This window comes from Bradyrhizobium sp. 160, assembly GCF_023073735.1.
GTDB lineage: Bacteria > Pseudomonadota > Alphaproteobacteria > Rhizobiales > Xanthobacteraceae > Bradyrhizobium.
On the sequence record NZ_JADPKD010000083.1, the window covers coordinates 384,417 to 398,142 of the forward strand.

9 protein-coding genes and 1 pseudogene are annotated in these 13,726 nt (G+C 59.2%); 7 read left to right on the top strand and 3 right to left on the bottom strand.

Translation table 11 applies throughout. From position 1 onward, the window contains the following. Window positions 1–33: 33 nt before the first annotated feature. Together IVA98_RS35850 and IVA98_RS35855 are read left to right on the top strand one after the other, a co-directional pair. Entirely contained in the window at window positions 34–3,606 is a 3,573-nt protein-coding gene (locus IVA98_RS35850; RefSeq protein ID WP_247356747.1) for an AAA domain-containing protein, read from the top strand. Next, window positions 3,603–5,483, top strand: coding sequence for a phospholipase D-like domain-containing protein (locus IVA98_RS35855; RefSeq protein WP_247356749.1), 1,881 nt, complete (start codon window positions 3,603–3,605; stop codon window positions 5,481–5,483). Before IVA98_RS35850 ends, IVA98_RS35855 begins: the two co-directional genes overlap by 4 nt. Before the next feature lie 49 nt (window positions 5,484–5,532). Here the strand turns inward: IVA98_RS35855 and IVA98_RS37910 are convergent. From IVA98_RS37910 to IVA98_RS35860, 3 genes and pseudogenes are all read right to left on the bottom strand, one after another. After that, a pseudogene (locus IVA98_RS37910) lies at window positions 5,533–5,714 on the bottom strand (IS110 family RNA-guided transposase); the annotation flags it as partial. 89 nt (window positions 5,715–5,803) lie between these two features. Beyond that, the gene (locus IVA98_RS37060; RefSeq protein ID WP_346657760.1) at window positions 5,804–5,932 is read right to left on the bottom strand and encodes a DUF2274 domain-containing protein; all 129 of its coding nucleotides are present in this window, start codon (window positions 5,930–5,932) and stop codon (window positions 5,804–5,806) included. Window positions 5,933–5,982: 50 nt separating this feature from the next. After that, on the bottom strand, window positions 5,983–6,891 hold the full coding sequence (locus IVA98_RS35860; protein ID WP_247356752.1) for a restriction endonuclease: 909 nt from the start codon (window positions 6,889–6,891) through the stop codon (window positions 5,983–5,985). A 541-nt stretch (window positions 6,892–7,432) separates the two neighbouring features. On the opposite strand from IVA98_RS35860, the gene relB reads away from it, so the two are divergent. The 5 genes from relB to IVA98_RS35885 all read left to right on the top strand — a co-directional run. Beyond that, window positions 7,433–8,008: a type II toxin-antitoxin system RelB family anti-toxin gene (gene relB, locus IVA98_RS37915; RefSeq protein ID WP_247356753.1), complete on the top strand. Its 576-nt coding sequence runs from the start codon at window positions 7,433–7,435 to the stop codon at window positions 8,006–8,008. Further along, window positions 8,005–9,324, top strand: coding sequence for an SIR2 family protein (locus IVA98_RS35870; RefSeq protein WP_247356755.1), 1,320 nt, complete (start codon window positions 8,005–8,007; stop codon window positions 9,322–9,324). Before relB ends, IVA98_RS35870 begins: the two co-directional genes overlap by 4 nt. After that, window positions 9,324–9,854, top strand: coding sequence for a hypothetical protein (locus tag IVA98_RS35875; protein ID WP_247356757.1), 531 nt, complete (start codon window positions 9,324–9,326; stop codon window positions 9,852–9,854). The genes IVA98_RS35870 and IVA98_RS35875 overlap by 1 nt, the downstream gene beginning before the upstream one ends. Then, window positions 9,851–11,899, top strand: coding sequence for an AAA family ATPase (locus tag IVA98_RS35880; protein WP_247356758.1), 2,049 nt, complete (start codon window positions 9,851–9,853; stop codon window positions 11,897–11,899). The genes IVA98_RS35875 and IVA98_RS35880 overlap by 4 nt, the downstream gene beginning before the upstream one ends. Continuing rightward, a partial coding sequence (locus tag IVA98_RS35885) for an nSTAND3 domain-containing NTPase (RefSeq protein ID WP_247356760.1) occupies window positions 11,896–13,726 on the top strand: 1,831 nt, incomplete at its 3' end. The genes IVA98_RS35880 and IVA98_RS35885, both read left to right, overlap by 4 nt.

Consider the following 13,726-nt stretch of genomic DNA (forward strand, 5'->3'; position numbering starts at 1 on the left):
ACGTTTGCGTTCAAAACGGCGGTAGGGAGATTGATGGATTCGACTCGCCGCAAACGACAGTTGGATACCCTCGAGAAGCGTTTCGAGCTCGATGAGAGCTTTTTGTCATCCCCGAATACGGCCACGCTGAAATCAGGAGTGATCCGCGCTACCGATCGTCGGACCGGCGACCCGGTGGTTCTCAAATACTGGGTGAAGACAGGGACTGCGGTCGACGCGGACTTCAGAGAGCTTTGGCGTCACGAAATGCGCCAAAGCGAGCGGGTGCGCGCTTTCCCCCGCGCGGACGAGGTGGTCGTCGAGGTAACGGCTTCGGGCGAAAGCGACGACGCGTTCTATATCGCCATGCCGGGCGACGTGGCTCCGCTCGAATATTCTGCGAGGTTCGTCCGTCCTGATCATTGGCTCCGGAACATGCAAGGGGCGCGCCAACGCGCACTACTCTGGAAGAACGTCCGCCGATTAGGGGAAGCCCTTGGCGCGGTCCACGGCCAAGGGCTGGTCCACGGAAGGATCGATAGCCGAGCGGTCTACTCCGCCGGAGCGGCGACCAAGCCGGACTTCCGCCTCGGCGGATTTGAATTCTGTTTGCGCGTGGCCGAGATCAATAAGGCGCCCTTGCGGATTATCGCGAAGAGCCGCCCAGTGGGATCGGTCATCTTCTCCTTCTTGGACGACTGGCGAGCCCTTGGGCAGGTTGTGACCGACTTGGTCGGGCTTGATGCAAGTACGCTGGAGCAAGAAGAGATCCAGTTCGTCGAGGGACGGACCAGGCTCGATCTTCGGTCATCAGAAATAGATCTGATGCGAATGCTGTTCCAACCGGAACGCAATCGCATTCTTGACGCTGCAACAGTTACCAGCCGAATAGACGCCATTCTAAATGAATTGGACGTGGAAGCATTTGCCGACAACGGCCGCTACGTTCTTGCTCTTCGACTGGGACAAACAAGTCGGTTATCTGCGACGTTGAATGCAGCGTCAGGCGACGCATTCGACACAGACGACGCGGATCGCCAAATGGATTTCATTCGCGCCGATCTGGAGACAGGTGCGAGCCTAGCGCGCACCGTGCGTGGCGACCTCCTGCTGATGACCGAAAATCTCGTCTATGATCTTCAACCTCTTCGAGCCGCAGGAGTGGACGAGACTTGGAATGTAGCATCCTGCGACAACGCTCGTCACAGGGATCGGGTAACTCTCGGTCGGCGAGAGACCATTGAATTGCCATCGCATCGCATCGAGATCATCCGATTCGGACAAGCTCCGCGTCGTTTGAATGAATTGCGCGCTGATGCCTTGGACTGGAGCGCGGCCTTCGACATGACCTCGGGCGACGACCCGACGGTTACGGTTCGCCGTGGTCTGCTGCTGGCGCAAATCGCCGAGGCTCTCTTCAAGGCCGCCGAGATTGCACCTGTCGAGCTTGTCAACCAACGTCGGCACGGAACCAGGCGAATTGTTGAAATCGCCGCAAGCGATTCTGAGCATCGTGTGCGATTGTCAGAAGCGCTCGGTGTGGATGAACCGCATAAACTCATGCGCCGGCTCTTCGATCGTGAAGAGGCAGACGTTGACGCCGAGTGGCAGCTAACGGAAGCCGCGGGCCTCGGCATGACGGTGCGGGCGGCAGCAGGTGTTCGATTCATTCGCCCGGTTCAGAAGGACAACCGGCGGCTTTATGAGTTCGAGGTTCTGGACGGCGTCGTGCCGCCGAACACGCAGCTTCATTTGCGAAAGGTCGATGAAACCGGAACCGAGCAAGTCTTGCGGCGTCGGCTTCGGATGCTGACAGCGCTGTCTACGCAATCCGAGCTTGCGCATATGCTCGCGGCCCCACGTGCCCGGCTTCGCAGCTATCAGGATGAGCCACTCAAAGAGGATGACTATTTCAATAAGCTTGACGAGTCGAAGCGAGACGCGCTGCGATCGATCTGGTCGACCGGCCCAGCCCAGTTCGTTGTCGGGCCGCCTGGTGTGGGCAAGACGACGTTGGTCACAGAACTCGTACGTAGAGTGCTGGATGGCGATCCGACAATCCGTCTTTTACTGAGTGCACAAGCGCATCAAGCTCTGGACCATCTAGCCGCGGCCGTTCAGAAGATGCTGAACAAAACCGGGCTGGCGGACGATGTCATCCTGGTTCGGTCAAGAGCGGACAGCGGTGCTGACCTTTCCGGCGCACAAACTCCCGATCGTGCAAAGGCTTATCTTAAGCAACTCAAGGATAGTCCGCTGCGTCAACGGGCACCACGCGCGATTCAGCGTTCGTTGAATGACATGACGGCGGCGGCCGATGTGAGGGGTCAGTTGCGAGCCAAGCTTTCGATAGAGACGCGGCGTCAGCAACGCTCTTTCGAAGCACTTGTTCTGCAATCGGCAAATGTTCTTTTCTCCACGACGAACTCCGGCGATCTCGCTCGTCTGATTGAGGATGGCGCTCAGTTTGACTGGACGATCGTGGAAGAAGCAGCGAAGGCGACCGGGCCGGAGCTGCTAGCTCCGCAGCTCCTTTCCATGCGACGTCTCCTCATCGGCGACCACAATCAATTGCCACCGTTCGACACTGACCGCATCGCAGCGTTTCTGGAGGATCAAACGAACGTAAAGCGCGCCCTTGCCGAAAGCGACCCTGTGATTGGCAACATATTCCGCGATTTCGGTTTGGACGATCTGAAAGAGGTTTTCGAGGACGAGAGCGTCTTGAGCGAGACGTGCGCATCGGCGCGTCGCATGCTGTTGCTATTCGAAAGCCTGGTAACGAGCGAGCTTGACCGACAAAAGCGGTCCGATCAGCAACGGCGCCGGGTTGCAACTGAGCTGTTGCAACAGCATCGCATGCACCCCGCCATCGGCACGCTGATTTCTGAATGTTTCTATGGTGGGACGCTTGAGACGCCCGAAGAGCGCCAGGCCGAGTTCTACAGCGAGAAACCGCCATTCATAATCACGGATGAATGGTTGCCCGATTCTCCAATTGTCTTTGTGAATCTTCCCTATGTGCAGCGTGGTGGCGACGCTGGAGAGCAACGCCCGACATATCACAATCCGGCAGAGCTACAGGCTGTGCTTTCCGTGCTCGGAATGCTCAAAGCTGCACCAAAGAAACCGAATGAACCGACAACACTGGCTGTTTTGTCGCCTTACAATGAGCAAGTCGAACGCCTGGGGCGCGCCATCGAGGATGGGTTGCAGGGCAAGCTTGCCAAACCTGTGGAATTCAAACCTGGGACCAATGCGCCCGGTTTCGAGAGTACCGTCGACTCGTTCCAGGGTAGCGAAGCAGATATTGTGGTTATCTCTTTGGTGCGCAACAACGACCATGTCGGGCGAGCGGCACTCGGTATCTTGCGCGATCGGCGACGCATGAATGTGTTGTTGAGTCGTGCCAAATGGAAGCTCGTCATCGTTGGCAGCATGGAATTCCTGAAAGTCCAGGGACGGCGATATCGGCGCCACCATAAGGACGATCGATCGGTCCCGGCCTTTCTTGGGAAGATGTCGGAGGCATTCGGGGATCTGGCGAAAGAGACGTTGCCCGACGAAAAAACCCCTAAATTTAAGGCCGTCGATTGGAGTTCGCTCAAGACGGATGCCAGATCATGAGCGCCAGGAACGCCGTTCGCGTCGCCGTACCGGTCAAGCTTGCGCGGCTTAGAGTATGGGTTGACAAAGGGCGCCATTGGAGCGCCGTCGATCGCCTTATCCTGTGGTCGTTGGCCAACCAGCCTAGCACCGCTGGAGAATTGGCCAAGGTTGCGCGCATCCCGGCCCGCCTGATCACGGAAGTCATCCTGCGTATGATGCGGTTCGGATGGGTCGAACTTGCCGCAGCTCCGAAGGGTGCTTCATTCCGCGCCACTGAGGCCGGCCGCGAGGTCGTTGAAACATTCGAGACGTTGCCGCCTGTTACCCGCCGGCAGGCGCGCAGGATATCATTCTCAATGGAGCCTTTCGCCTGGCGGGCCTATGGCCTGCGCGACTTGAAACCATACCGGCCCAGCGAGATCGAGACGATCGAACGGGAGCATGATGTCCGGCGCCTTGTGATCGACGGCGGCTGGGATCGATTGTCGAGCCTAGAGCTTTACGCCGCAGCGGAACAGGTTCTGACTGACGATGAGGAGCTGTCCAGCGTCGATTACAGTGCGTCTGATGCAGTGGACCAGTTTGCGCTTTTCACGGTGATCGGCAACAGCATAAAGGGTCTGCCGCCAGAGCCAGCCGAGCAGCTTATCGCAGCAATTCGTCGTGCGGCCAGGGACAACAAACCTGGTGCACCGATGAAAATCAAGGCGCCGGGACGGGCAGCAGCCTCGGTGATGACCAGCGATGTTGTCTCGGCCGCCCCTATCCGGTTTGACGACATCGTGCTGAGCGGAGAGGACCATCGCGAGCGCTTGATCGAAATTTTGCGCCAGGCGCGCTCCCGCTTTGTTATGCACTCGACATTCCTGCGCGAAGACGCATTTATCGAGCTTCAAGAGGAGTTTGGCCGGGCCGCCAAAAGAGGCGTCAGGATCGATATCTTTTGGGGCGCTGATCGCGATGAGAAAAGTCGCAAGGCCAATTTGGACGCCGCGATCGCCATCAATCACCGGATCAACGGCGATCGCAGCTTGCGAGGAAGGGCAAGGGTTCATCTCTACACCACGGGGTCCCATTCCAAGTTGCTAATCGCAGATGCAACTGGACGGGCCACTGGAGAATTTGTTGCCGTCGTTGGTTCGTGCAACTGGCTTTATAGCGGGTTCGATCGCGTGGAGACGTCGATCGTGCTGCGTCATCCCCATGCGGTAGCTCGGGTTGCTCAAGAATTTGCTGAGCTTGTTTTTGACATCAGCACGAGTTCGGAGGCCGCTTCCGATCTGACGTCGTTGTCCCGTACGCTGCGCTCGCACGACGCTGCGCAAGGGGGTGAAGCTGAGGTACGACTTGTGCGGGGAGACGAACACGCCCGACTGATGCGGCTGGCGCGCGAAACGGCCGAGCAATCGATCATGGTCGGCGGTGATCGCCTCGGTGTCGCAGCAGAAGCTCGCACGATCATCCCAATGATGGTCGCGGCGGAACGATCAGTGCAGGGAATTCTTTGTTATTCGAAACCGTCAGGCCCCCTTACAAACCGGGACGCACAGGAGTTGGCCGCGATCGCTCGTCAGGCGGGCGTTCGCTTGGTTCAGATTCATGATCGTGAACTGCACGGCAAGTTTCTGCTTTGGGACGACGACCACGTGGTGATCACGAGCTTGAACTGGTCGTCTGCTGATACACGACCCGACGCACCGCAGGGCGAGATCGGCTTGTACGCCAAGAGCCCGGGTCTTGCAGCCAACATTCGACGCCGGCTGATTGAGGGATGGCCCGCTCTAGATCCGTCGAGAAAGACACAGCTCGTCGAAGAAAGTATTCAACCACCGCGCCACCGACGACGACGGCGACGCAATAAGACAAAAGCTGTCAAAAAAAGTGGCGTGCGGTGAAGGGTGATCTGCAACTGGAGCCGCTCGACGGTCGTCTTTGTGTCATTCAGCTCCCCATTGCGCCCGTCTCAAGCCGATACGCTCCGCCAGTGGCGCATGTTTACGAAGTAACTTTGACAGATCTCCAGGATGAGACTTGGCCCTTCCTTCAAAAATTGCTTCTCCAGTCTCATTGACTACGCAAACCGCAGTCTCTCTCTGCGAGACATCTAGCCTGACGTATTGCCGCATGACGGCTCCTCCGAGTCGCTTGATTGCGAGAGGTAGACGATAACGGAGCTCTCGTGCCCCGAGCGCTGACCGCAAATACGTCATCGTGTTCAATTTTGGACGCCGACCCCCCACCCTAGGGGGCAGGCCGAATGACACCTGAAGACCTCCGCCGGCAGCTTTACGGTGAGCTTGACTGGCTTGTCATCTTCGAGCGGCCCACGCTTGAGCTTCGTCACGGCTTTCCTCCCTTGCCGTAAGGCGCCAAAACTAACGACTTAGCTAGAATCTAGCTGAGGCGCCGTTCCGGCAGATCGCCGATCTTCACTTCATGGTTCAACCCTCCCGTGGAAACGACGTAGCCCACCACGCCGTCCTTCGATTTGACGAATGCCACCGTGGATTGCCCACCGGAGAACGTGATTTGTCCGGACGCGATTTCCAGCGCTGTGTTTTCTCCGAGGTAGTGATGGAGCGTGATCGGGCGTTCCGTGACTTCAATCTCCAGTACGTAAGTGAATACAATATCCTCCACCTGGAAGCGCTGGCTCAGATTGTCGACAACGAAGAATCCATCCATGGGAACAATGACTTGACCGTTGAAGGTCTGTCGTGTGGTCGACTTGCGGACCTCGGGGGGCAGTTTGTCGATGATGTGGGATTGAATACCCTCGCCGGTGTAGGGCAAGCCGTCAGGCGTATAGACCGTGGATGGATTCGTGACTCTTCGCTCGTCTTCCACCACGCGAACGCGGGCGTCGACCGCGGTGAAGTTGTAAAATTGGCCGATGATGGTGACAGTGCGAATCCATTCAAAGGATTCCGCCTCGGCCAAATTCATGCACGTCAGGTTCAGCGCTTTAGCCTTGGTGCGAGCCGTACTTGTAAAGCCGTTCGCAGCGACTACGATTCCGTGATGGATCCCGGTCTTTTCGCACTTCTTAGCGAAGGCCTCGATCTGAGGAACTCCCACCTTTCGCCCTTGGTCCCTGCACTCAATGGCGGTCAGGTTCGGCCCGTGATGGGTATGACGGGTAATCACCACGTCGTGTTCGCGAAGCCGCCCGGTGTCCTTGTCGGGCAACCGTAAGGAGGAAGCCACGGTCACTCCGTCCTGGTGCGCGAACATGCGCTCCAAGGCAGCGACTAAATTATGGAATCGCTGACCGGGTCGTTCAAGAGGGACGGTTTGTTTCACTGGCAGATCCTATCTCCATCGTGTCAGCTTTGCACCCCAAGCAGGACGGGAAGCCTTCGCGATCTTTCGAAAGTAGTCCTTAGAGGGCTATGGAGTAGACATAGTCGCGTTCGTCGCGAGTTTACCGTTCGACATCGAGGGGCTTGAGCTTCGCCCGCCAAGTTCGTCGTCGCAAAACCTGTCCTCCGAGCCAACGCCAGAAGCTACAAATTTCGTGGTGACGAGGCGTAACGTCGGGGCAACTGGCCGGCACAGCTTTGTCGCGACATTCATTGGTTTTGCTGTCGGTACGAACGATCGGATCGGATACAAAGGGGAGCAGTGCAACGAACGGATGCCAACCTCGTCGCCCTTGACCCAACATAGCTTGGAAGCTATGTGAACATGGACGTCAGACTTCACGCCTCCAAGGCGGAGTTTCTGGGTTTCGAGCGCGGTGTTCAGACCGAACTTTTGGCCGTCGCGAAGCTGCTCGCCGATTCGGTCCGCGGCTCGGTCGGCGCCCTACGTCGACACGCTCAAAGGCTCGAAGCACGCCAACATGAAGGAGATGCGGTTCTCTGCCGCGGACGGCGAATGGCATGCGGCTTTCGCGTTCGATCCGGAGAGGAACGCCATCGCCATGGTCGCAGGCGACAAGTCGGGCAGTGGCCACAAGCGTTTCGACAAGCAGCTTATCGCAAAAACCGACAGCCGGTTTTCCGACCATCTGGAAAACCTGAAATCTTTAAAGAAGGGTGATCCTATGGGACGGAGCATCGATCAGGTCATAGCTTCTCTCCCCCACGACCAGCAGGATCAGATCGAAGCACGCTATGACGAACTCCAGCAGGAGGTCGAAGGACTGCGCGAGCTGCGTCAGATCGCGGGTAAGGCCCAGGAAGATGTCGCGACCGCCCTGAACATCAAGCAACCCTCCGTCTCCAAGATCGAGAACCAGGCGGACATGTATCTCTCGACGCTCCGCAGCTACGTCGAAGCGATCGGTGGCAAACTGGAATTGACAGTAAAGCTGCCGGCCCGGCCGCGCGTGAGGATCGAACATCTCGGCGACTTAAGTCAGCCAGCAGTGAAGCCATCGGCTCGGCGAGCTAGCTCTCGGCGGAGGCTCGCTTGACGCCTGAGACGATCACTCGACTGCTAGCCTCTATGAACGCTGGCCGCCTTCTGGTGGTCTGTGGCGCCGGGCTTTCGATGGCGCCGCCCAGCAGCCTGCCGTCAGCCCGCGCGGTCGCCGAGAGGTGCTTCGACAAATATCGTCTCGAATCCGATCCGAACTGCGACCTCGCTCTTCGGGACAATCTCGAAGCCCTCGCTGAGCACTTTGCGGGCCTCAACACCCTGCAATCGGTCTTCATCGAACATCTCGTGCCCTGGCCTACATTTGTGCGGCCTTCGAACACGGGGCATGCCGCGATAGCGGACTTTCTCATCACCCGTGCCGCCGTTGCCGGCATATCGAGCAACTACGACACGCTTATCGAGAGACGCACTTGGGACTACGGCGCGGACTTCCGGGGCTCCCTCGACGGAGACGAAGCCACCGTCGATTCCATCCGTCAAGCGCCCTTGCTGAAATTCCATGGCTGTTCCCACCGCGATCGGCCAGCTACGGTCTGGGCGCCTTCACAGCTCGACGATCCGACCATCTCGACCCGCATTGCGCGTAGCAAAGTTTGGATGGCTGCCAACCTCCGGCAGAAGGATCTGCTCGTTGTCGGCTTCTGGTCGGACTGGGAATACCTCAACGCCGTGATCGGCGAAGCGCTGATCGACATGCAGCCGCTCTCGATGACTGTGATCGACCTCTCACCGACAAATGCGCTTGAGCAGAAGGCCCCGCAGCTCTGGGAGATAGCGCACGCACAAAACGTGATGTTCGAACATGTCCAAGAGTCCGGAGCTGTGGCGCTCGACGAGCTTCGTCGCGCGTTCTCATCGAACTACCTTCGTCAGGTCCTGAATGCCGGACGGGCCGCCTTCGAGCACGCCACCGGCCTCCAGTGTGACCCAGCTTGGCTGAACGTTGGGAACTTCGATAGCGAGGCTCTGTATGGTCTGAGGCGAGATGCTGAAGGCGTCTCGGCGGCGGAGCCGGCTAAGCTTCTGCGCCCGGCAAATCCGGAAGCCCTCGGCTTCTTCCACTTGCTACTCCGCCAGGCCGGCGCTGTTCAACGCGCTGACGGTTATGACCTGAACGGCCGGAGCATCCGAGTCCTCAACGGTGCTCAATCGGTCCTTCGGACACTACGAGGAAAATTCGTCGAGCCGCCTGCCGCGATGCAGTCTGACATCGTTGTGGCAGTGGGCGCGACGGACTTGGGCGTGCCGGACAACGTCGTGCGCAGCGGACGCGTCGGTGATGTCATTCGTCCCGACCCAGCGGGGGAATGGTACGATCTCCCTGGGGCGAGAGCTGCGTTGGGCATCTAATGGACATCTTCACGCAAGCCGAAATCCTTCTTCGCGACGCCCAATATGAAACTTGGACGTGGACCGGCTCGGCCGGGCCAGTGACCTGTTTCGAAAACGCGGCACTGATGGGATTCGTCCACGTCTTCGACACCGCAGATGCTCTCCTCACCACCTGGAAGGAAAACCAGCAAGCCGCGCTCGCTCGGCACGCCGCTTCGCTGCGCGGCGCCGGAGCGAAGGCGTGGAACGTCTATTCGGTCTTTCTGACGCCGGATCAGGATGCGCGCCGAGCGCGCGAGATCGAGCGCATCGAAGAGGATTTCTCTTTGACTCGAAAGATCGCCAGAGCCTTGATCGCCACAGCCGACGACGTCGAGAAGGCGCTTCTACCGTTGCTGTCTATACGCTCCAAGCCGCTGCTCGGCGCGTCCAACTTTGAAAAGAGACTGCGCACCAGGCTGAAGGACATTCCTTCGGATGCTGTTACTGCGTTCCTTAACGAGACCACGCCGGCGGAGGTCGCTCGCATCTTGGGAGCGACATCATGAGGCTTGATTTCATTGAAGTATGCGGCTTTCGTGGCTTCAGAGATCCCATCCGGATCAATTTCGGACGGGGCTTCACCGTCATCACCGGTCGCAACGGCGTGGGCAAGAGCACGCTGTGCGATGCTGTCGAGTTCGCGATCACAGGCTCTATCGACAAGTACGCCGTGGAGAAGGCGGCGAAGGAAAGCCTGAGCGACTACCTTTGGTGGCGCGGCGAAGGTGTACCCACAGCTCATTACGTCACCGCCTCTTTTGTTGACGACAACGGGAAGCCATTCACTATCACGCGGACGCGAGAATCCGGCTCCGATCACTCACCAGAGGAAATCCGCGCTGCGCTGTGCCGTGGACCTGCACCAGATGACGCACTTCGTCAGCTCACCCGGACATCGATCATCCGTGACGAATGGATCGCCGCGCTGAGCCTGGATCTCACTGAAACAGAGCGATTCGATCTCGTCCGCTCCGCGCTTGGTGCACTGGAGGGTTCCGAAGCCGGTAGCAGAGCCAAGGAGGTCGTAGCTGCTGCCGAAGCCGCGCACAGTAAAGACGAGGCCGCTTATGAGGCTGCTCGTTCGCGGCTGGCGGACAGACTGACACAGCAGTCTGAGACGCAAGCCGCGCTCAGCAGATCAGGGGATGTGTCCTCCGCGCTCCAAGTGATCGCCACCGCGGCGCCGGATGCCCCCACCGAATTGACCGCACGACTGGCTGCCGGTCGAAACGCGCTCGCGAACGGACGAGCCCGATTGGGTCGAATGGGCGAAGCGCTCCAACTCGGCCGCGAGGTCGCGTCGGCGCAGGCGGCCTACAACGCTCCAGATGCCGTTGCGAATCGCGAGGCCGCATCGGCAGCATATGAAGCGGCACAGCGCGAGCATGATGCTGCACAGCAAGTCGTCTCTGAAGCTGAACAACGCCTCATGCGGGAAGAAGAGGTGAACGCGATGGCGGCGTCGCTGACCCTCCTCGTCGAGCACGGTGAGCGCCTCGGACTGCACGACGATCATTGCCCGCTGTGCGCAGCCGATCGGACGTCGGACGAGTTCGCCGCCGGTCTCGCCGCGGCGCGGCGACGGATTACATCCCTGGCCTCGGGGGTTCAGGCCGCTCGCGATGCTCTCGCGGCTGCGAAGGCGAACGTGCGGCAACCCAGCCTCACGTTGCAGACAACCGCCTCCGCAGTTCAAACTCATGCACAGGAGCTGAGCCGACTGCGCGAGCGGGAAGCAGCCCATGTCGATTTCTACAATCAATGGGGGCTCGATTACCGCTTCATCCAAGATCCTGACGCGCTCGAGCGGGCTATCTCTCCCGAACGTGACCGATTGATTGACCTTGAGCGTGCGCTCCTCGTGCTGGACGCCTCGCAAGCAGTGTCGCGAATGTCGTCGATCGAAAGCAACATCTCCGCGCTGCGAGACGAAATAGAGAAATTCGCTCGGGCAGTTACCCAGTCACAAAATGCGGTCACGGCGGCGCGCGAAATTGAACGCTCTGTCAGACGTGTGAGTGCCGAAATCATCGATGAGCGGCTCGCTCAGATTAGTCCCCTTCTCAACGAGCTTTACCAGCGCCTGCGACCGCACGCCGACTGGCGGACAATCGACTACAGCATCCGCGGCGACGTCCGGCGTTTCCTGAGCCTCAAGGTGGGAGACGGGCTGAATCCGCAGTTTGTCTTCAGCAGCGGCCAACGTCGCGCAGCCGGCCTTGCCTTCCTTCTTTCCGTCCACCTCGCTCGCGCCTGGACACCGCTTAGGTCTCTTCTGCTCGATGATCCCGTTCAGCACATCGACGATTTCAGGGCCCTCCACCTAGTCGAAGTGCTTGCCGCCCTCCGCTCGGACGGGCGGCAGATAATCTGCGCCGTCGAAGACCCCGCGCTGGCCGATCTGCTGTGCCGGCGCTTGGTGAGCACCACGACCGAGGGCGGCCGGCGTCTCGATATTGACCTGGGGCCGCTCGGCGCCGCGAGGGTGGTGGTCGACCAGGAAATCTATCCGATGCCGGTCGGCGTTCTACGCGGTGGCGCCATCGCATGACGGTCGAGAGCATGCAAATCGAACTTCCGGCATCGCGCGAACCTCAAGCGCACGGCCCGTGGAGCGATCTGGCGCTCCATACGATCGGTTGGCGGGCGTTTCAGGATCTTTGCTCGCAGGTCTGCGAGGTCGTGCTCGGGCGGCCCGTCGAGATCTTCCGCGAGGCCCAGGATGGCGGTCAGGACGCTGTCTTCCTCATCCCCGCGGAAACCGACGCTCTACCGATCGGGACGGTCCAGTGCAAACATACATCTGACGCATCAAAGGCGCTGAAGCTTAGCGATCTCACCGCGGAGATTGATCATGTCGTTGAACTGGTAGAAGCAGGCCAGGCGGACACCTATGCGTTCATGACGAACATGAGCGTGGATGCCCCTGTCGCAGCCGCCATGCGCGCCAAGCTTCGCACCCTCGGCGTGCGTAAGCCGCACATCCTTGGTCGCCAATATATTGTCCGCGTCATCAGGAGCAGCGCTCGCCTTCGCGCGCTTGTCCCCCAGGTCTACGGCCTCGGGGATCTGACCTCGATCGTTGATGAACGGCTTAGCGAGCAGAGCCGTGCTCTCCTGGATAGCTGGATTCCAAAGCTTCGCACCTATGTTCCAACCAAGGCCCACCGCGATGCCGTCAACGCGATCTCCGACCACGGCATTGTGCTGCTGCTTGGCAATCCCTCAAGTGGCAAATCTGCAATCGGCGCTATCGTGTCGACGATAGCTTCGGAGAATCCGGCCAACACCGTTCTTGCTTTGACCAGTCCCCGCGACTTTGAGGCGGGCTGGAATCCGAACGATCCGGGCCGTTTCTTCTGGATCGACGATGCCTTCGGCTCGAACGTGCTACGCGATGACTATGTGCAAGATTGGGCGTCGGCCTTCTCTAAGCTTCGGGCCGCGATCAAGCACGGCAACCGCTTTCTACTGACGTCTCGCAAGCACATTTACGAAGCGGCGCGGCGACGGCTCGGGCAGCGCAACCTTGCTCAATTCGCCGATGGTAGCGCTGTGGTCGATGTCGGCGAGCTCACGTTCGAAGAAAAGGCGCAGATTCTCTATAACCATATAAATTTCGGGAAGCAGAGCCAGAGCTGGCGATCAAGCGTCAAGCCACATCTAGCCGCAGTCGCCGCCGTTAGGGACTTTCTGCCTGGGATTGCTGAACGTCTTGGTGACCCACACTTCACGAAGGGATTGGCCCCTCGCGAAAACTCGCTCGTTCGCTTCATGGAAGAGCCAACAGAGCATCTGATTGATACGGTCAATGCCTTGGATGATCAGTTGCAAGCCGCGCTCATCCTGGTTTATGTCCATCAAGCCGGCTTCGATCCCAGTGGCCATGACGTGTTGGCGGCCCAGGCGGTCGCGGAGCTGACGGGATACACCCTCACGAAGATCCAGGATTGTTTCGCCGAGCTGAAGGGCTCGTTCCTGAAAATCTCCGGATCAAAATGGAGTTTTGCCCATCCGACGATCTCCGACGCCCTGACCGAGATCCTGCGCCAAAAGCCGCATATGATGGCGGCGCTCATACGAGGCGCGACCATCGACACCATTCTCAGCAGTTTCACGTGCGAGGGCTCACCTCTCATTCGAGACGCGCTTGTCATCCCAACGACGCTCGACGACGCTCTGGTCGCCCGGCTCGGCCACACTCCCGATGAATGGCACCGCAACTGGATGCTATTCCACTTCCTATCGTATCGGGCGAGTGGGCCCGTGTTCGCCAAAACGGTCCAGCAATTTCCAAATTTACTTCGACGGTCCGGCTGGCGAACCGACCTTGCCGGCAACGATCCCCACATCGCGGCGTACGCCCGAGCCCATCACC